16 protein-coding genes, 3 pseudogenes and 1 CRISPR repeat array are annotated in these 19,627 nt (G+C 40.5%); of the genes and pseudogenes, 16 read left to right on the top strand and 3 right to left on the bottom strand.

The genetic code is table 11. The annotated features are described in order from the left end of the window. Positions 1-21 precede the first annotated feature (21 nt). On the top strand, positions 22-780 hold the full coding sequence (locus JCM14108_RS07425; protein ID WP_035179776.1) for an NADP-dependent (R)-specific alcohol dehydrogenase: 759 nt from the start codon (positions 22-24) through the stop codon (positions 778-780). A gap of 45 nt (positions 781-825) precedes the next feature. Here JCM14108_RS07425 and JCM14108_RS07420 read toward each other — a convergent pair whose 3' ends face one another. Continuing rightward, a complete protein-coding gene (locus JCM14108_RS07420; protein ID WP_035179774.1) occupies positions 826-2,472 on the bottom strand; it encodes a PucR family transcriptional regulator in 1,647 nt (548 codons plus the stop codon). Positions 2,473-2,652: 180 nt separating this feature from the next. Here JCM14108_RS07420 and JCM14108_RS07415 point away from each other — a divergent pair. The 11 genes and pseudogenes from JCM14108_RS07415 (at position 2,653) to JCM14108_RS07365 (ending at position 14,890) form a co-directional block, all read left to right on the top strand. Beyond that, positions 2,653-3,929, top strand: a pseudogene (locus JCM14108_RS07415) (MFS transporter). A gap of 26 nt (positions 3,930-3,955) precedes the next feature. Further along, a complete protein-coding gene (arcC, locus tag JCM14108_RS07410) occupies positions 3,956-4,915 on the top strand; it encodes a carbamate kinase (RefSeq protein ID WP_035179773.1) in 960 nt (319 codons plus the stop codon). A gap of 507 nt (positions 4,916-5,422) precedes the next feature. Beyond that, the gene (locus JCM14108_RS07405; protein ID WP_035179771.1) at positions 5,423-6,265 is read left to right on the top strand and encodes a MetQ/NlpA family ABC transporter substrate-binding protein; all 843 of its coding nucleotides are present in this window, start codon (positions 5,423-5,425) and stop codon (positions 6,263-6,265) included. 31 nt (positions 6,266-6,296) lie between these two features. Further along, positions 6,297-7,376: a methionine ABC transporter ATP-binding protein gene (locus JCM14108_RS07400; RefSeq protein WP_035179770.1), complete on the top strand. Its 1,080-nt coding sequence runs from the start codon at positions 6,297-6,299 to the stop codon at positions 7,374-7,376. Then, complete coding sequence (locus tag JCM14108_RS07395; RefSeq protein WP_035179769.1) at positions 7,373-8,074, top strand: methionine ABC transporter permease; 702 nt, start codon at positions 7,373-7,375, stop codon at positions 8,072-8,074. Before JCM14108_RS07400 ends, JCM14108_RS07395 begins: the two co-directional genes overlap by 4 nt. 104 nt (positions 8,075-8,178) lie before the next feature. After that, positions 8,179-9,327, top strand: a complete 1,149-nt coding sequence (locus tag JCM14108_RS07390; RefSeq protein ID WP_035179768.1) for an ArgE/DapE family deacylase — start codon at positions 8,179-8,181, stop codon at positions 9,325-9,327. Between the two features lie 265 nt (positions 9,328-9,592). Beyond that, positions 9,593-9,986: a CRISPR direct-repeat array (repeat unit 28 nt; unit sequence GTATTCCCCACGCATGTGGGGGTGATCC). 296 nt (positions 9,987-10,282) lie between these two features. Beyond that, positions 10,283-10,726, top strand: a complete 444-nt coding sequence (locus JCM14108_RS07385; RefSeq protein WP_035179767.1) for an Lrp/AsnC family transcriptional regulator — start codon at positions 10,283-10,285, stop codon at positions 10,724-10,726. Positions 10,727-10,775: 49 nt separating this feature from the next. Next, positions 10,776-11,480: a Fic family protein gene (locus JCM14108_RS07380; RefSeq protein ID WP_035179766.1), complete on the top strand. Its 705-nt coding sequence runs from the start codon at positions 10,776-10,778 to the stop codon at positions 11,478-11,480. A 172-nt stretch (positions 11,481-11,652) separates the two neighbouring features. Next, complete coding sequence (locus JCM14108_RS07375; protein WP_152536919.1) at positions 11,653-12,195, top strand: hypothetical protein; 543 nt, start codon at positions 11,653-11,655, stop codon at positions 12,193-12,195. Between the two features lie 64 nt (positions 12,196-12,259). After that, positions 12,260-13,114, top strand: coding sequence for an alpha/beta hydrolase (locus JCM14108_RS07370; protein WP_035179765.1), 855 nt, complete (start codon positions 12,260-12,262; stop codon positions 13,112-13,114). 315 nt (positions 13,115-13,429) lie between these two features. Then, positions 13,430-14,890 carry a coiled-coil domain-containing protein gene (locus JCM14108_RS07365; RefSeq protein ID WP_235807130.1) on the top strand — a complete coding sequence of 487 codons (1,461 nt, stop codon included), beginning with the start codon at positions 13,430-13,432 and terminating at the stop codon, positions 14,888-14,890. Positions 14,891-15,290: 400 nt separating this feature from the next. Here the strand turns inward: JCM14108_RS07365 and JCM14108_RS15870 are convergent, their stop codons facing one another. Then, positions 15,291-15,413 carry a hypothetical protein gene (locus JCM14108_RS15870; RefSeq protein ID WP_268872154.1) on the bottom strand — a complete coding sequence of 41 codons (123 nt, stop codon included), beginning with the start codon at positions 15,411-15,413 and terminating at the stop codon, positions 15,291-15,293. Positions 15,414-15,569: 156 nt separating this feature from the next. Continuing rightward, positions 15,570-15,692, bottom strand: a complete 123-nt coding sequence (locus tag JCM14108_RS15865; protein WP_272944524.1) for a hypothetical protein — start codon at positions 15,690-15,692, stop codon at positions 15,570-15,572. A 264-nt stretch (positions 15,693-15,956) separates the two neighbouring features. Between JCM14108_RS15865 and JCM14108_RS07350 the strand changes: the two are divergent. From JCM14108_RS07350 to JCM14108_RS07335, 4 genes and pseudogenes are all read left to right on the top strand, one after another. After that, positions 15,957-16,898: pseudogene (locus JCM14108_RS07350) on the top strand (IS3 family transposase); the annotation flags it as partial. 311 nt (positions 16,899-17,209) lie between these two features. Then, entirely contained in the window at positions 17,210-17,608 is a 399-nt protein-coding gene (locus JCM14108_RS07345) for a Spx/MgsR family RNA polymerase-binding regulatory protein (RefSeq protein ID WP_035179763.1), read from the top strand. 141 nt (positions 17,609-17,749) lie between these two features. After that, positions 17,750-18,663: pseudogene (locus JCM14108_RS16100) on the top strand (tyrosine-protein phosphatase). Between the two features lie 341 nt (positions 18,664-19,004). Further along, complete coding sequence (locus JCM14108_RS07335; RefSeq protein WP_035179762.1) at positions 19,005-19,346, top strand: hypothetical protein; 342 nt, start codon at positions 19,005-19,007, stop codon at positions 19,344-19,346. Positions 19,347-19,627: the final 281 nt, after the last annotated feature.

Raw genomic sequence — 19,627 nt, 5'->3', positions numbered from 1 at the left:
GATTTACTGGAGGTAGATAATATGGGTCATCGGTTAGATGGAAAAGTAGCAATTGTAACAGGTGGGACATTAGGCATTGGCTTAGCGATTGCTGATAAATATGTTGAAGAAGGCGCAAAAGTAGTGATTACTGGCCGACATGCAGATGTTGGTGAAGAAGCTGCAAAATCAATTGGGGGTCCGGACGTTATTCGTTTTATGAAACATGATGCATCTGACGAGGACGGTTGGGTCGAAGTATGGGATAAAACCGAGGAAGCATTTGGACCTGTAACAACAGTTGTTAATAATGCTGGAATTGCAGTTAGCAAGAGTGTTGAAAATACGACAACTGAAGAATGGCGTAAGGTGCTTGCTGTCAATTTGGATGGGGTTTTCTTTGGTACCCGTCTTGGTATTCAACGTATGAAGAATAAAAATCTGGGCGCTTCGATTATTAACATGTCTTCAATTGAAGGCTTTGTAGGCGATCCTACTCTGGGTGCCTATAATGCATCCAAAGGAGCCGTTCGGATTATGTCAAAGTCAGCAGCTGTTGACTGTGCCTTAAAGGATTATGGTGTGCGTGTGAATACCGTTCATCCTGGCTATATCAAGACGCCTTTGGTTGATAATTTGGAAGGTGCAGAAGAAGCAATGTCACAACGAACAAAGACCCCAATGGGACACATTGGTGAGCCTAATGATATTGCGTGGATTTGCGTTTATCTTGCTTCTGATGAATCTAAGTTTGCAACAGGATCGGAATTTGTAGTTGATGGTGGGTATACTGCTCAATAAAAAATAATGGCCGCGACAATTAATTTTGTTAGCGACCATTATTTTTTATTGGACTATCTGTTCATCTTCGAATTCTGACAGTTCCAGCGCAAGTCTTAAATTTAAGCTATTTTGGGGATTCTTAACCGACAATCCTAATATCTTTTCGCATTGCTTAATTCGATATTTGATTGTATTACGGTGTAAATACAATGCATTAGCTGTTTTGGTGATTTCGCAATTGTAATCCAGATAGACTTTCAACGTTTTCTTTAAATCTTTGACGCTAGCCTCTTCTGGATAAGCAAGGTCCTTTAAAATTTTTTCACAGAAGTAATGAATGCTTTCTTCATTGGTATCTTCAAATAGTCCGACAAGTCCTTTTGGATGGTAATGATTGACAATATCAGGATCATATAGCTGCTTGGCTTCATCTAGCGTTGATTTTGCTTCAATAAAGGAGCTAGAGATGTTTTCAATTGATTTGTAAGGGTTACCAAATGCAAACGTCAGATTGATACCCAGTTCATCTTTCAAACTTTGGGAGATATCTTGAAGGATGTCTTTGATATTGGGCTCATCGGATTGAAACAGAATGGCGGTTTCGTTACTATTTTTAACTTTAAAAATGGCAACATCTTTTATTTTGATTGGTAATTGTTCTTGAAGCCATAGTTTGGCAATTTCGGCTTCTTCTTTGCGATAAATTATTTGTGCTTTTGATCGTTTATTTGGCATGCAATATGCTAAAGCAACTTGATAATAGTTACTCTTAATAAGTCCGTAATTTCTACCTAGGTCAATCCAATTACGATTATCATTTGATTGATCGGTTTTGGATTTTACTAGCTGTTCTAAGAAGTCACTTTTTAAAATATCAAAAAATTCTTGGACCTTATGATTTTTATAAAGCATAAATGTTAGTACTAACACTGCCTGTTCAATAGCAAATTCAGAAATTGGGTAGGGGATTTGCTCAGGTTTTAAAATGATTAGATGAAAGGGGAAATAACTGCCAACTTTAACCGGATACCCAATCATCTGTACTTTTTCACCTTTTAAATTATTGATTAGGAAAGCTGTCTTTTCTTTGTTGATTTTATTAAAATCATTTTCGCTTAATTGTTCCGCGTAAAATGAAGCTGGATGGTCAGAGCCAGAAAAATAATTCGAGTGACTGATAACTTTATGCCACGGGCTTAAAAGAATAGCAGGTGCGTTAATAATGTTTCCTAATTCTGCAATAAATCGACTAATGGTTACGTCGTTCATAAGTAAATTTGAAAATCGTTTTTGGATATCCAAAGCATATGATAGTTGTTCAGTCTTTGAATCCCATACATAGCTTAACATCTGATATAGCAAACGGCCGAGTGGTTGGGTACTCGGAATTTTAATAATTGGCAGATTAACCTCAGAAGCATATTTAATGATTTCCGGATCGATCTCATCAATAAACCGACCAACTTTAATGCCGAGGGCAGCGACATCTTTAGTCAGAAGCGATCTAATAAATGGCTTAAGCATTTCTTGTTTGCCATCAAAAGCCATTGCTGTTGTGAGGATGATCGCATATTTGGGAATATAATCGGCAATATCCGGAGTCTCGGTTATTTCGACACTTTCTACTTGTCTGTTAAGGTCTTTGTGGGTTGAAACTATTTCGAGATCTGAAAACCTTGGTAATTCCAATAATTCTTTTAGCATAGTCAAATTATTCACCCTCCTGATATTGTTAGCGCTTACACATCTTTAATTAAAACATATTTGGCCACTTTAAACAATCACTAACCAAATATAGTTCAAAGCGTGTAATGATATTTTAAGTGTAATACTTATAATTAATATTGTAAGCGCTTTCCAAACAACTTATTAACATGGAGGTCATCGAAAATGAATAATGGAAAAGAACACCCTGGCGGGTTGGAGTATTGGAAAAAAATAGTTATTTTGCTTTGTGTTGGATGGGTAACGATTTGGATTTATAGGTCTGCTTTAGCACCGGTATATCCACAAATTAGGCAATCACTTGGTGGAAGTGTTTCAGACACCGCACTGGGCTCAATCTCAAGCTTTTACTTTTTAGGGTATGTTGTAATGCAAATTCCCGCAGGTTTTTTGGTAGATAAAATTGGTAAAAAGATGGTTTTGATCCCGGGATTCGTGATGTTTGCAATTGCTGCATTTATTGTTGCTCGAGCTGGTTCCATTCAAATGATTTATTTTGGTAGTTTGCTTGCTGGCCTCGGATGTGGTTCATTTTATGGTTCAGCATATAGTTTAACTGCCCAAAACATTCCAGCTAATAAAAAGAGTTTTTCGACAGCAATTGTTAATAGTGGTTCCGCGGTGGGATCCGGATTCGGAATGATTCTTTCAAGTTTCTTAGTTGCTCAACAGGGATTACCATGGCAAATCATGATGTATATTTCGGTTATTATGATTGCATTTATTGTTGTTGCCTTTTATGCCATTATTCGAAGTAATAAAGATGATATTGCTTCTCAAGAAGCCTATATTGAAAATAAATCAGATTATAAAAAAAATATCAGCAATGAGAAAGTTTCATTTAGGACATTGTTAGCGCCTAAAATGCTTTTTACTTACATTTTATATTTTGCGACTTGCTACGCTTATTACATGATTGTGACGTGGCTGCCAAATTTTCTTGCAACTGAACGGGGGTTTAAAGGAACAGCAATTGGTTTTTCATCATCACTAGTGGCTTTTGCTCTATCCCAGGTGCATTGTTTTTTAGTAAGTTGGCAGATAAGTTTATGGATCATAAAATTCAGTTTATTGTTATTTTGGAAATTTCAGCCGCAGCAATGTTATTAATGACAGTTCAAGCTACAAACGCAACCTTCCTGTTAACATCTTTAATTTTGTATGGCTTTTTAGGGAAGCTGGCTGTTGAGCCAATTATTATTTCGTGGTTAGGAGAAAATGCGCCTCAGGTTGGAATTGGAACTACCCTTGGCGTGTTTAATTTCTTTGGAATGATGTCCTCGATCGTTGCTCCAGCTTTAACAGGGAATATATCAGACATTACTGGATCAAAGATTTTAGGCTTCTATATCGCCATTGTGCTCTTGGTTATTGGAACGTTGCTTTTCTTGGCAGCAAATATTCATAAAAAAACACCAGAAGTAAGCTCAGACTTAACCTAATAATATATAAAATTGGAGGAGATTATATGTCAAAAATTGTCGTCGCCCTTGGCGGAAATGCGATCCTTTCCAAGGATGCATCTGCACAGGCTCAAATGAAAGCAGTTAAGGAAACAGCAAAGGAACTGGTTAATTTTATCAAGAATGGGGACCAGCTGATTATTACCCATGGAAATGGACCACAAGTAGGAAACCTACTACTTCAGCAAAGTGCTGCAGACAGTGATGAGAATCCAGCGATGCCACTTGATACCTGTGGTGCAATGACCCAGGGAAGTATTGGCTATTGGTTTCAAAATGCTATGAAAGCGGAATTGCTGGACAGTGGCATTGATAAAGACGTGATGGCAATTGTGACCCAAACAATTGTGGATGAAGATGACCCGGCTTTTCAAAATCCATCCAAACCAATTGGACCATTTTATAAAGAAACAGAGGTTGAAAATTTAAAGGCCCTTCACCCGGATTGGCAAATCATTGAAGATGCGGGTCGAGGCTATCGACGAGTGGTACCTTCACCTAAACCGTTGGAAATAAATGAGTATCGAGCTATTAAAAAAGTTGTTGACGCCGGTATCATTCCAATCGTTTCTGGTGGCGGCGGTATCCCAGTTGTTCGAAAAGCAAATCGGTTGGTTGGCACTGAAGCCGTTATTGATAAAGATTTTAGTGCTTCCAAAATTGCACAATTAGTTGATGCTGACAAGCTGATTATTTTAACATCTGCTGGAGGTGTTTATTATAACTATGGTAAGCCCAACCAACTTGAGTTAAAAGAAGTTGGGGTTGATGAAATCCAGAAGCATATTGATGCAAACGAATTTGCCAAGGGTAGCATGATGCCCAAAGTTAAGGCAGCAGTCAGCTTTGTTCGAAATACTGGTAATCCGGCTGTAATTGGCGATTTGGAAGATGTTAAGGAAATCATTAGAGGTGAAAAAGGAACCACAATTGTAAGTGAAGGGGTTACAGCGACTGTAAAATAATAACATCGCCTTCTAAAAATAACGCAAAGCATTAGAATAAATCTTACTTTCTCTTGAAAAATCCATTTAACATGGTATGATTGAACATAAATTAAATCGATTTGTTTTGTTATGAAGAGAAGAGTAGCGATAACCATTCCTAATCAGAGAGCCGGGCTGATGGAAACCGGTAGGCATGGTGATTGCGAAGATGAGCTCTGAACAATGACGCGTGTTCACGCACCAGTCACGGCAGGATCCGTTACCATCCCAGACATAATTTGTGTCGTTGAGGCAATTCATGTAAGTGAGTTGTAAATCAGGGTGGTAACGCGAAGCTTTCGTCCCTTGGCTGTTTTTGGCAGCTTGGGGATGAAAGCTTTTTTCTTTTCTTCATAACATCACAATCATTAAAGGGGAGGAGCATTAAGCAGGAGCGTTGTAGTTTGTCGTGATTAAGATTGATTTTTAAGCAGTTGCAATTATTCAGTATCAATGCAATATCAAAAATAGAGGGGCGTTTATAACATGAAAAAAAGTACAAAATGGATCATTGGCATTGTTGTTATTCTTGTAATCATTGTGGCAGGTTATTTTAGTTTTGGAAATAAGAAATCGGCCAGCAGCCAGACGGTGACGGTCGGCATTATGTCCGGTACCAGCAAAGATGACAAAATTTGGAATGAGGTTGCCAAAATTGCCAAGGATAAGTACAAACTTGACGTAAAGTACAAAAAGTTTACTGATTATACCCAACCTAATAAAGCAGTTGCTAATGGTGATGTTGATATCGATGCCTTTCAACATTATGACTTTTTGGCTGACTGGAATAAGAGCAACAAGGGAAGCATCGTCCCAATCGGTAAGACATTTATCACCCCAATTCGGGTTTACTCCAAGAAAGTTAAGAGTATCAATGATTTAAAGACTGGCGCGACGATTGCTGTTCCAAATGATGCGACCAACGAATCGCGGGCACTGTTTGTTTTGAAAAATGCCGGGTTAATTACCTTTAAGCCGGGAACCAAACAAGCTACTTTGAGTTCAATTGCCAAAAATCCAAAGAAAATTAAGATTAAGGAATTGGATGCCAGCCAAACGGCCCGGGCACTTTCAGACGTTGACGCTGCTGTTATCAACACCAACTTTGCCCAAACGGCCGGTTTAAACTACAAGTCAGCTATTTATGTTGAACCGATTAACAAAGATTCCAAGAAATGGATCAATATTGTTGCTGCTCAAAAGAAAGACAAGAACAAGAAAGCTTATCAAGAATATGTAAAAGCCTTCCAGACCAAGAAGATCAAGAACCTGATCAATAAAGAATACGGTCAGGCTGAAATTGCTGCCTGGGATCTAAAGATTAAATAATTCGAAATTTGAAGAACAAAGGGGTGTTTTGATGGCTGACAGTGTCATTGACTTAGAAAATATTAGCGTCCTTTTTGAACAGGAGGGCCAAACGATCAAAGCGGTTAATGACGTGACCATCCACGTCAATAAAGGCGATATTTACGGCGTCGTTGGTTATTCAGGCGCCGGCAAATCGACACTGGTCCGCGTCATTAACCTGTTGCAAAAGCCGACAAGTGGCAAAGTTGTTGTCAATGGGGAAACTTTATTTGAAAAAAATGGGCAGCAAAGTGCCACGGAGATTGATACAAAGCAACTAAGAGCCAAGCGCCGCGGTATTGGCATGATTTTTCAACATTTTAATTTGTTGGAAGAGCGAACGGTTAGCCAAAATATAGAATTTGCTCTAAAGCACAGTGGCCAAAAAGAAAAAGCCATTCAGGCCAGAGCACAAAAGTTGCTTGAGTTGGTTGGTTTGGGAGATCGTGGCAAAGCTTTTCCGGCCCAACTTTCCGGTGGTCAACAGCAACGGGTGGCGATTGCCCGGGCATTGGCCAACGATCCGGAAATCCTAATTTCCGATGAAGCTACTTCTGCCCTGGATCCCAAGAATACCATTCAGATTTTGGATCTGTTGAAACGGGTCAATCAGGAACTTGGTTTAACCGTGGTCTTAATTACTCACGAAATGGACGCTGTTAAGCGGATTGCTAATAAGGTTGCGGTGATGAGTGACGGTCAGATTGTTGAGCGTGGCAGTATCGTTGATGTCTTCACCAATCCAAAGTATCCATTAACTAAAGAACTAATTGGAACTGCCGGTGAATCTGAAAAGGCCCGGCGAATTTTAGCCACCCATCCGGTTCAAGCCGCGGCTGATCAGTGGGAGCTACTTCATTTAACCTATACCGGGCCATCAGTAATTGATCCGGTGGTCACCGAACTTTACCAAAAATTTGACGTTGAGGTCAGCATTATTTTTGGTAACGTTGACGAATTGCAGGGCATTCCGGTCGGCACACTGTTTGTGACGATGACCGGCGCGCCGGAAAAGCGCCAACAGGCCATTTCATACCTGCATGAGGAAAAAATCGGTGTTTCAAAAATTGAAAAGGAGGCGGCTGAATAATGGCATGGTTTGCAAAGTATTTTCCAAACGTGATCACTCTCGGCTGGGGTGGCGAGGATGGCTGGCTGACAGCGATCGGCCAGACCATTTACATGACTTTTTGGTCCGCCTTGTTTGGCGGGATTCTCGGCTTAATCTTTGGTGTTGGGCTGGTGTTGTTTGATAAGGGCGGCATCAAGGAAAATCGGCTGTGGTTCAACATTTTTGATAAAGTGGTTTCGTTTTTCCGGGCGATTCCCTTCATTATTTTGTTGGCCTTTATTGCACCGGTGACGCAAAAAATTGTCGGAACACAAATTGGAACAACGGCGGCTTTGGTACCATTGTCGCTGGGAATGTTTCCATTCTATGCCCGTCAAATTCAAGTTGCCCTGGAAAGTGTCGATCACGGCAAAATTGAAGCTGCCCAGTCAGTCGGGGCCACCTTCTCAGACCTAATTTTTTCTGTTTATTTACAGGAAGCTCGTTCAGAGATCGCTCGGGTGACAACCGTAACCTTAATCAGTCTGATTGGTTTAACTGCCATGGCTGGCGCGATTGGTGCCGGTGGCCTTGGAAATACGGCAATTGCTTATGGGTATAATCGCTTTGATAATGATGTCACGCTGGTTGCTACTTTCCTGGTGTTGATTTTTGTGCTGATTGTGCAATTGGTCGGCGACTTTTTGGCCAAACGGCTGAGTCATAAGAGCGCGTAGTTAAAACAATTACCGGCTAATGTTGGTAATATTTCGAGGTGGCTTTAACAAGTCTGGTCTGTTTTCGCAAAGATAATGATGTTGGAAAGGTCCGTTGAATTAGTATGCAAAAAGATGAACAGTTACAGATTCTTAAAGATTTGATTCAAATTCAAACGCCCAACGGCAATGAGTTGGCAGTATCCGAGTATATCGGAAAATTATTTGATCGCTATCATATCGATTACCGGATCGATCGATTTGGCAACAACCGGGCAAATCTGATTGCCGAAATCGGTGCGGGGGAAACTGATCGCATTTTGGCGTTCGAGGGTCATCAGGACACGGTAGCTGTGTCGGATCCCGATAAATGGACGCATGATCCCTTTCAACCAGTGATTACCAATGACGGTAAATTGTATGGCCGTGGTTCAGCTGATATGAAGAGTGGGTTGGCCGCCGAAGTTATTTCACTGATCGAATTGGCAACGGCGAAGGTGCCGATTAGTGGTAAAGTTCGTTTAATTGCCACCGCCGGCGAAGAATACGGGACGCCCGGGGCTAATCGACTGGCAGCGGATAACGTTGCTGGTGATGTTGATGCAATGGTGGTCGGGGAACCGACTTCCGGACAGGTCATTTATGCGCATTCCGGTAGTTTGAATTATCAAATCAAGAGTTATGGTAAGGCTGTTCACAGTTCGATTCCGGATAAAGGAATTAATGCGATTGTTGGTTTGACAAAGTATATTGATGCAGAAGCAGGTTTGTTTGATAAAGCCGCTACCGACCCATTCCTGGGAACGGTTAAACACAGTGTTACTTTGATTGAGGGCGGTGAACAGGTCAATATTATTCCCGGGTATGCTGACCTGTATGGAAATGTTCGCCCGACTTTGAGCTTTGACAATGATCATGTGATCCAAGCGATCGAGACAGCTGTGGATAAAATCAATCAGGAGACGGATTATCATTTGGAATTTTCATTGATTCATAATTTTCATCCAGTTGAGACCAACCCCAAGAATCCATTTATCCAGTTGGTAGATCAGGCAGCCCACGATAGTTATTCGGATCGAGAGGTTAAAGCGGATATTATCAATGGGGCAACCGATGCTAGCGTCTTCATTAAAAACAATCCTAAAATGGCCGTGGTTGTTTTGGGGCCGGATGCTTGGAAAATGGCACATCAAGTTAATGAATATACCACACTGACCAGCTTTTATGAGACAATTCAAGCTTATCAAAAGATTGCCGAGCGATATTTTAAATAGTTGCGCTTGAATATTTTCGAATTTATGCTGCACAGGTTCGAATCCTGCTTGGGGCACTTAAGCGAATCATGCATAAAGATGATAGAAAGTTTTATCGATTAACGTAAAACATTAACGGTAAAGCTTTTTATTACAGCTTCATTTAAAAAGTTATCGACGGTTTATGCGCTGCATGATAAAATTGAACAGTATCTTAGTAATGCAAACTGATTAAAAACGGCAAATTATGAATTTTGGAATGCCGGTATGTCAAGGATCCTTTAGTGTATTCCCCACGCATGTGGGGGTGATCCCATCGTCTACAGGTGATTCCAAGCTGGTTAAGGGTATTCCCCACGCATGTGGGGGTGATCCTACGGCCCATGTCACTCTTAACTTTGTCACCATGTATTCCCCACGCATGTGGGGGTGATCCTAGATTTCAATCGATTCTTATCAATGACGTCATGTATTCCCCACGCATGTGGGGGTGATCCCACCAAAGTGTTAACCTATGGCAAAGGATCGTTGTATTCCCTACGCATGTGGGGGTGATCCTACCAGCTACACGAAGACAACCGTGGCTGGCGAGTATTCCCCACGCATGTGGGGGTGATCCTACATAGGAAAGCAGTGATCGCTGTGCTAAATAGTATTCCCCACGCATGTAGGGACGATTTTTGAAACAATGATTATAAAAAACAAGGACCTATGAAAGGGGAGTGTCTTCCATTTCTGGTCCTTGTTTTTATTAAGCAGACAATATTTTTTAGAAAGCGGGCAATTTGTAAATGGTTGTTACGGTTGTCATATTTTAAAAGCTTTATTAAATTTATTAAGGTTAAACAATTGTAGTGAGGGAGACTTGACCTCACTATATCAACGGATAAGCATTTGCCTTAATCATTTTAACGATATATACTATAACTATAAAATAATTAAGATAATATGTTATTTATTGAAAGGAACGTTGCCTATGATTGACCCTAACGATGAAAAAATCCTCAATCTGATTCAGTCTGATGGTCGTTTATCTGTCAAACGGATTGCTCAAGCGTTATCCTTGAGTGGTCCAGCGGTGTCTCAACGACTAACTAACCTAAAGAATAAAGGCATTATCCGAGGTTATCGTGCTGAAATTGACCTGAATAAATTGGACCTCAGTGTTCGTGCTTTTGTTCAAGTAGACGTCAGTCCCAATCAAAAGAATCAATTTTATTCTTTTATCAAGCACATCCCAAATATTTTGGAGTGCAATGTTGTCACGGGTGCGTATGCGATGTTGCTGAAAGTTGCCTATCAGGTCCCTGAAGAATTGGATGATTTGGTGAATAAGTTGCAACGGTTTGGCAAGACCAACACGATGATGGTCTTTTCAACACCAGTTCGACCACGGGGCTTCTTCTTTGAGATTCAGTAGTTTACGAACAGCTGCTTGAACAAGTAATCTATATGGGGGGAATCATACAATGGCTGAAACACAAGCATATGTAGATAAGTATCAATTTACCCCCGCAGAAAATAAACGTTTTGCCAGGTCAAACTTTACAAAGTTGGTGTATACGAATGCACGCTTTGAGGGGGTTAACACTACGCTGCCTCAAACGCAAACGATTATGGACGGCATGAGTGTTGCAGGAGTACCCATCGCAGACATTTTAACCATCGTTAACTTGAAGCGTGGTTGGCAGTATGTGACGGTCCAAAAAGAACCGCTAACGCTGGCAATGGAAAAACAAATTAATAAAATTGTGGCGGCAGAAGACGCTTTAGTACCTGGCGAATTACGTCAAGGAAAGGGTGGCGTTGATTTGGGCAGTGAAGAATTTTTTGAACCGCCGTTAATTGATGAAGCACATGAGCAGGAATTTTTACAAAAAACGTTAGCTAACCCGCAAATGACGACAACTAATAAAGCATTGACAGTAATGTATCATAATATGCGCCAGCAGATTTTTTGGGACGGGAATAAGAGAACTTCGGTTTTGAGTGCCAATAAAATTATGATTGATGGCGGTGCTGGTTTGATTAATGTCCCATTAGATAGGTGGGATAAATGGAACAAGTTGATTGCCGAGTATTATCGGACCAATGACATGGAAAAAATTAAAGGTTGGACCTATCAAAATGGTATTCAAGGGTTAGCAGTTCGGGTAAATAAAAAATCCAAGTAATAATGGACTGAGGGTCTGTCTCAAAATATGGTATTTGAGGTTAAATGTCATGTTCTAAGGCAGACTCTTGTTAGTATTTTATTGCCGACACATGTATTTAATAATATAAATCTGGAATTATCTCCAAAAAATGGACTAAAACCAAATCGATAAAGGGAATTGATTGATCCAAATGAAATGTATTCAAAAAGGTCTACTGTTAATGATTGGTTTGGCAGGAATTCTAATTCTAGCGGTGATTAGTACCAATCATTTTGGTAATCGACAGCCGCAGCATGCCACGGTAACGAAACCTGTTTCGAAAAAGAACCGGTTAGTGCCACTCACGCTGACTGATTTTAACCGGCATCCCAAATTAGCCTATGGTGGGATTATTTACTATGCGGTAAAGCACGGCAAAATCCAACGTTGGCAAGAGGTGTCCGACTTTAACCTTGGGTGGCAGATTGAGGTTCACCGGACACAGATGGGAAAGCGTTATTTCGTTTGGCCGGATAATCACATCAAAAATGCCGAGAAACGCTTGGAACCCAACTGGTTTGCTTTTAAATCGAGGAATCGGGTGGTCTACCACAGCTTTGTGGTCCATTCATTTCGCAAAAATTTAACGCAGACAACCACGCGGTCCCACATCGTAAAGCAAATCAATGCTGACGGGGCAGAAACTAAAGTTCGTGAAATGGTTGAGCGAATGGCAGTGATTACTGATAATTGAAATCTACAGGCTGATGATGTATAAAAATAACTGGATCAAAAATTAATAACGAGGCGGTATTGCAATGAAAAAGACACTTCACATTTCAAACGAACGGCCGGGCTTATGGCAGGACACCAACGTTACATACGCACAGGTTCCCGGCTGGCTTGGGCACACGACTTTGGATTTACAACTGACAGTCCTGCGCCAGTTCGAAGATCAATCACGGCCGTTACCGGTAATCTTCTGGTTTGGTGGTGGCGGCTGGATGACGGTTGACCACAATGTTCACTTACCGAACCTGGTTGATTTTGTTCGAGCCGGTTTCGTGGTGGTCAGCGTTCAGTATCGAAACAGTAATCAAGCAGTTTGGCCGGCTCAGCTTGAAGACGCCAAAGCGGCCATTCGATACATCAAGGCCAGAGCCGATGATTACCAAATCGATCCGAAAAGTGTAGTCGTGATGGGGGAATCTGCCGGTGGTCATTTGGCCAGCATGGTAGCAGTTACCAACGGCCAAAAACAATTCGATGTTGGTGATCATTTGGATCAATCCAGCGCTGTTCAAGCAGCGATTCCCTGGTATGGGGTCGTTAACCCACTTTCAGCCAAGCAGAACAGCGAAACTTCGGATTTTGATTTCGTTTATCGTAATTTATTGGGTGGTGAACCCGAGGATCATCCGGAGTTGGTTTCTCAAGCGGATCCCCATACCTTTATCAGCGATGCAACGGTGCCGTTCCTATTGCTTCACGGAACGGCGGACGAAGTAGTACCGGTTGCCGACAGCCGATCCCTATATGACGATTTAATCAGGCATGGTGTCGATGCTGATCTCTATGAGTTGACTGGCGCCCATCACATGGATGAAGCGTTTATGCAGCCGGAAATTGTTAAGATTATTGTGGCATTTCTGAACAAGCATTTAAATAATTAAAAAGTGTTTCGGAACAATTGATAGCGTTTGGAAAATACAAATATTAGTAGCAGCAGGTCTTTAATTGGGATGCGTAAAGCTTATGTCAATTGAAGGCCTATTTTGGGTTGCTTTATGACTATAACTAACATTAAAATTTGATTTATTATGCTTATATAATTATATTAATTAGTCGTTTTGTTAGTAAATAGCTTATTGCGGATTAAAACGGCTAGTCGATATTTTATGTAAATCGGATTTGAGAATCAGCTGGATTCTTGATACGATAAGAATATTATTAAACTATTTTAAGTTGATAGAGGGAGGTGCTTTAATGTGCGATACGATCCAAAGCGCATGAGTAAAAAGCAAAGAAAGGCTCAGGATTTGGCCGATCAGCATCACGATCGGGTCCTGGCGGCTTTTAAGAAAAAACAGGAGAAGTTGGCTAAGGAGACAGTTAAGCTTAACGAACAGGCTGATAATGCCAAAAGCAAGCCCAAGCAACCCAGAGCTGTTTCCAAACTGGATAAACAAACTAAGAAAATTAAAAAAGATAATCATCGTTTAAAAACAAAGCTTAAGCAGCGCCAAGATGAATATCGCAAACAGGTTGCCAAATTGCGGCGGTATAAGAAGAAGGTGGATGAAGCAAATGCCGAAAGTGCTGCACTGCAAGCAAAACTTACCGAAGTTCAAGGCCAACTAGCGGCTGCCAGGCAATATACCCGGGAACTTTCCGAAGAACGGGATTATCTGGAACGGGATAATCAGGCCCAGAGTAAGCGAATTAAATCACTGACCAATATGAACCGGCGAACCAATCAACGTTATCAAGAATTATTTCATAGTACTGAAGGACAGGAACTTTTTTCTTTAAGGCGTGAGAACCTTTCCCTGACCAGATCTCGGGAAGATTTAAAAAAAGAAATCAAGCCATTGCAGCAAAAACTGCTTGCGGCAAAGAAACCGCCTAAAGCAACAGAAGTAATTGGTCAGCTGTCGATTAACCAGTTGATTGATGAACTTTTTAGTCGGCTGGCGGAATCTAATACCATGAAGTTTTTACCAATCCTGCCTTTGTATAATCGGGTGAATTACTTGCTGCAGCAAAATATGCGACAAACAGAAAAACATCGTGCCAATCGGGCTGCGCTACATAATCTTCAACAACTTTACGGCTATGTTAAAAATATTGACGACCAATTGGCGTTTGTTTCATTGGACGGGTCGGTTTTTCCGAACCCGCAAGTCAAAAATAACCAATTTCCACTGGTTGAAGATGACGTGTACCGGGGCAATTATTTAATGGCAACCGATCAGTTTATGATCGACAAACATTATCCGGCACTTTCGGCTGATTATGCTACCCAGTTAACTCGTCAGCGAAAAGCCCAGCGGCCCCAGTCTGTGTCCAAGGATGCCTTTCTTAATCAATTCATTTTGGCCCATCCTGACGCTAAACAGATTTTAGGCAGCAAAGATATTAAGATCGTCACTTGGTTTAAGCAAATCAGCTATAAACGGCTGTTTCAACCCTTTGACACCGTACTGGAGATTCTGGATCCCAGTGAGCGCAGTGGTGATTACATTTACAACCGAATTGAAAACGTTGATACCGACCTGGCATTTATCCTGATTGAAGGGTCTCACCACGTTAACAGCCGGATTTATAAGGACCGGCCGGCTGCGCATCCGGAAAAGATCCGCATTTTAGACAATGCCTCACCCAAAGAGTTGCTGCAAATGACATATGATCACTTTAAATCATTGGCAACTCGGCAGCATTCCCATTAAATAAAACGAGACCATCAAAGGCGGATTAACTGCTTTGATGGTCTTTTACCATTTAACATGTTTCAATTTATTGACCCTTCAATACTGAATTCCAAAATAATCGGTTTCTAACGGTTGACTTTGAACTGTCTGGACGATTACTGGTTCTCTTAAAGATCCGATTCAACAAACTCTTAAATGCTTTCATTAGGCGATTCCTCCTTAACAAATGGGATTTAATGGTAACGGTCATGATTAACGGTTATCATTTCTTTCCTTCTGTCTATAGTATAAGCCAACAACCATTCGATGAGTCTATAATTTGCTCAACTTTTTTTAACATAAATAACTTATATAAATGGTTACGCTTACACCCTTGATACCTCCACCCAAATGAATTTAAGTGATTCTTGAATGACTTTTAAGAAAAGGCCAATGAAGTCAATACCAAGATGATTACAACGATAACCAGCAGCCAGCACACACGATCTTTATACCAAGCCTTTATATGCCGACGTTTCTTTTCAGGAATGTTCTTATCCATTTAATCACCTCATTATAATGACGATAGGCTACTTGGCGCCACTTGCAGCTGCTGCCATTGCCTGGACCCGATCCAACTTAGCCAGCAGTTCTTTATCACTCAGCTTACCAACTACTCGTTTAACCGGTTTTTCTCGCGCCTGAATCAGCTGAGAAATTAACTGAGACTGCCAACAGAACTGTACATATAGCCAAAGTCACTGTGGATTGTCTCTTCCAGAATATAATTGACCAAAATTTCCTCTAAATGCTTTCGGGATTTTCGGTTTAGTTTACTCATATTTTCGCACCCCCTAAAAATATTATTACACAGATCCAAGTAAAAAGCACAACTTATTTGAAAATAAACAATGATTGGTGGTAGATTCATTAATTGGTATCCCAATTTAAAAACTTAAAAGCCATTTGTTTTTGAAAATGCGCTAGACTAATTGTATAAACGACTATTAAAAAGGAGTGATTGAATGCAGCGCTATCAGCAATTGGAATTACTTTCAGACTGGCTTGTAACCGATGATATTCGTCGACTTTTTTTAAAAATGTAAGGGCTGCCGGCAAACAACCGGCCGAATTGTCCAAGCAGGAAACGGCGCAATTTATTTTTGGCTTGCGGAATCGGTATACCTTGGCCGAAATTTTAAAAGCCTTGGCGTTTCCAAAGGCAACCTATATGTATTGGCAGAAGCGAGCTTTCAAAGCTGATCGGGACAGTCAATTGGAAAAGCAAATTTTGATGATCCATCAAACATATCCTGATTATGGTTATCGACGGGTAACCGCGGTACTTCGCCAACAGCGGATTTTAGTTAATAAGAAGCGGGTGCAGCGCTTAATGCGAATCATGCGGCTGCATGTTCAAGGCGCTGACAAAGAGATTCCGGCACCGCCCAGTACATATCATTCTTACGAAGGTACGGTAGGCCTGATCTGTCGGAATCGGATTCGGCGGCGGTTTGCAACTAACATCTGCCATCAAAAAATCACAACGGATACAACGGAATTAAAATACTTTATCGGCCGTCCCGGTCAGGCGGTCACAGTTCGGTCTTTATACTTAACGGTGTTTTTGGATATGTATAACAGCGAAATCATTGTTTATCGGATATCCGAAATTCCCAGTCAGCAGCTTGTGCTTTCGGGGTTGCATCAAGCCATTCAACTTACGGCGGACTGCCGTTTTCGCAGAACGTTTCATTCGGATCGCGGCTGGGTTTATCAGATGCCGGCTTATCATCGGATACTAAAGAAAAATCGTATTTTCCAAAGTATGTCCAGAAAGGGGACTTGTTTGGATAATGCGATTATGGAAAACTTCTTTAGTATTTTAAAGCGGGAAATGTACTATGGCAAAATTTATCGAAGCGCTACTGCTTTAAAGCAGGCTGTTGACCAGTATTTGGATTACTATAATCATCGCCGGATTAAGGAAAAACTGAATTGGCAGAGTCCGGTCGACTATCGGCTTAAGGCAAGCGGTAAGCATTAGCCTATAGAGCTATGAAATTGGGCCATGGTTTTACGTCACAATTTTAATAACTTTATTTTTGATGTTAGGATTGTTTCTATTTTAAAAGCGTGCTAAAGTAAAGTTATTAAATTGTACACAACCATTGTATTAAATAAACTTGCGGTAAATCCCTGCTAGGATTATTATTTTGTTTAATTACTTGAATTTGAAAAGACAATGAATAGATATCTAAAAATATATTTCGCTTGGATTATTATTGTGGTACGATGTGAATATATTAAGCTCATTAAAACTGTTTAGTTGCCATCTTCGTTAGGAGGAGATGCTTTTTGATAAATTTATTAGTTGCGCCAAGTAGTACATCAAGTCGTAAGGCGCGCCAATGGTTAACCGAGCACGATCTTACATTTAGGGAACGTGATATTTACCGTCGGCCGCTTCGGCCTGGTGAAATTAAACAAATTCTTCGCCTAAGTGAAAATGGCTGTGAAGATATTGTGGCTACCCGATCCAATGCCTATAAGCAAAATAAAGATCGTTTGGATTCACTACCGCTGTCCCAATTTATTGAGGTACTTGCCAAACATCCTGAAATGCTGAAGCGGCCAATCATTTTTAACGATGAGAAATTGTTGGTTGGTTTTAATGATGAAGAAATCCGAAACTTTTTGCCGAGGTCATTACGGAAACATAATTTGGAAATTCTGTTAAAGAAGGTCGCTAATTAGCGGCAATTTAATAGTTTTTGTGGCTCCTTTTGGTTTGGCATTTCACTGATTTTATCGGCAAATGCGCGATTAATACAGTTTTTTTACATTGGCTTTACGGATAATTTACGCTGACTTGATAATATCAAGCTGTACCAAAAAATGGTTAGGGGAGAGTTATCAAAGATGAAAAAATCTATTTTGTCCGTGATGATTGCACTCACGTTAAGTTCGACCGGGGTCGCAATTGCGTCACCAATTGCTGGGCAGGCGTCACCTGCAGCGATTGCGGCCACAACAAAGTCCGACTATGGTGCCGGTTCACAAATTAAACTTAGCGGTGCGGTTAACGTCCGGGACCTTGGTGGTTATCGGACCCAATCAGGCTTGAAAATCAAGCCGAACTTATTAATTCGTTCAGCTAAGTTAAATACATTAACCAGGCATGATCAGCAGATTTTGGTAAACCAACATCATTTGGGAATCGATGTCGATTTGCGGACACCCGCTGAAATGAAGTCGGCACCCGATGTGAAGATTAGTGGTGTTAAATACATTGCCGACTCGGTTGTTTCCAACAAAGAAAGTCAAGCCAACAATAAGATCTTTGTCAAGAATGGTGAACAAGCCATGATTGACTACTACAATTACTTTGTAGATTCAGCGCAGGGTCGGGCAGCTTATAAAAAGCTTTTAACGCGTTGCTGACAGCACCAAAGAATAAAGCAGTCTTATGGCACTGCAGCGCGGGCAAAGATCGGGCAGGCTTTGGAACTGCTTTGGTTCTAACTGCTTTGGGCGTTGATAAAAAGACTATTTATAAAGATTTCCTGCTCTCAAATAAATATCGTAAGCAGACTAATGACGCGGCTTTGGCAGCTTTAAAGAAAAAAGGCGCCAGCAAGACCGAGTTGAAGAATAATTATTATGGCCTGATTGTTGAAAAGCAGTATTTGGATCAGGCTTATAATGATGCTTCAAAGCATTATGGGTCGATGTCGGGATTCTTGCATAAAGGACTCGGATTGACCAGCTCAGATATTAACAGGCTCAGGACTAAGTATTTGGAAAAGTGAGCAATTGACGATATTGTTGAACAGAAGATTGAATTAAAAATACATCCTTCAGAAGCTCTTTGGTGGTTAATACGTTAACCGCCGAGGAGCTTTTTTAAGTCGTAAATTATAGAATGTTGGATAGCGTTACCATTTGTGTTGAAAAAGGGATTGATTTAGTAAAAGAAAGCGCTTACTATTATGGATATAAAAATGAATTTATTATTAATAATTTGTCGGCACAAATCAGTCATGCCATGGTTAATATTTTTATTTATTGGAAAATATTTTAGAAAATAAATTTATCAGATCAATATTGATATTTCTTTATACCAAATTTAACTAAAAAAGAGGAGATTAAAATGGATCCAAAACAAATTAACAATTTACCAGATGATCACGAAAAGCTAACTACGGAAGATTTGCTCAAATATCGTTACGAAACTAAGGGGGAATTAATTAACGCGCAAATGGACGGTCAGTCAATTATCAACCCCAAGGATGATCCGACAAGAATTCCCGATAGTGGCGAGTATACCGGCATTGTTAAAATCGCTGATCAGGAGCGGATTACGCCGGTTACGGTTAAAAATTCGAGTAAAACGAAAGCCAGCGCTGTGATTTATTTGAATTTACATGGATTTACCAAATTACCACATTATAGTCCGATTCCTGTTTCAATTAAATGGATTAAACGGCGATAAGGCTTCATCATCGCTAAATTGGAAAGTGATGAGAACGATAGTGATTGTGATTTGCAATTCACCATTTTTGAGGCGGTATTTTTGTAGGTACTCACAAAATTGCGATGATTTGCCTGATAAGTGAAACAAATATGTTAGGATTGATTTTGGCAGGTATCCATCAGTAATCATGAGAACACCTTCTTAAATTTGGATTACTGGTTAATTCTGGATATACTTAATTCGCGTATGCCTTGAAAGTGGATTCCTGCTTTGAAGGGGGCTGAGACAAAGGTAATTTT

The sequence above is a fragment of the Lentilactobacillus farraginis DSM 18382 = JCM 14108 genome, from assembly GCF_000583655.1.
Lineage (GTDB): Bacteria > Bacillota > Bacilli > Lactobacillales > Lactobacillaceae > Lentilactobacillus > Lentilactobacillus farraginis.
The sequence above is the reverse complement of the archived record's forward strand: the minus strand, read 5'-3'. Positions and strand labels throughout refer to the sequence as shown.

Coding starts and splice junctions, on each gene's coding strand:
- JCM14108_RS07425 (WP_035179776.1), top strand. CDS start 22: ATGGGTCATCGGTTAGATGGAAAAGTAGCAATTGTAACAGGTGGGACA.
- arcC (WP_035179773.1), top strand. CDS start 3,956: ATGTCAAAAATTGTCGTCGCCCTTGGCGGAAATGCGATCCTTTCCAAG.
- JCM14108_RS07405 (WP_035179771.1), top strand. CDS start 5,423: ATGAAAAAAAGTACAAAATGGATCATTGGCATTGTTGTTATTCTTGTA.
- JCM14108_RS07400 (WP_035179770.1), top strand. CDS start 6,297: ATGGCTGACAGTGTCATTGACTTAGAAAATATTAGCGTCCTTTTTGAA.
- JCM14108_RS07390 (WP_035179768.1), top strand. CDS start 8,179: ATGCAAAAAGATGAACAGTTACAGATTCTTAAAGATTTGATTCAAATT.
- JCM14108_RS07385 (WP_035179767.1), top strand. CDS start 10,283: ATGATTGACCCTAACGATGAAAAAATCCTCAATCTGATTCAGTCTGAT.
- JCM14108_RS07380 (WP_035179766.1), top strand. CDS start 10,776: ATGGCTGAAACACAAGCATATGTAGATAAGTATCAATTTACCCCCGCA.
- JCM14108_RS07375 (WP_152536919.1), top strand. CDS start 11,653: ATGAAATGTATTCAAAAAGGTCTACTGTTAATGATTGGTTTGGCAGGA.
- JCM14108_RS07370 (WP_035179765.1), top strand. CDS start 12,260: ATGAAAAAGACACTTCACATTTCAAACGAACGGCCGGGCTTATGGCAG.
- JCM14108_RS15870 (WP_268872154.1), bottom strand. CDS start 15,413: ATGGATAAGAACATTCCTGAAAAGAAACGTCGGCATATAAAGGCTTGG.
- JCM14108_RS15865 (WP_272944524.1), bottom strand. CDS start 15,692: ATGAGTAAACTAAACCGAAAATCCCGAAAGCATTTAGAGGAAATTTTG.
- JCM14108_RS07335 (WP_035179762.1), top strand. CDS start 19,005: ATGGATCCAAAACAAATTAACAATTTACCAGATGATCACGAAAAGCTA.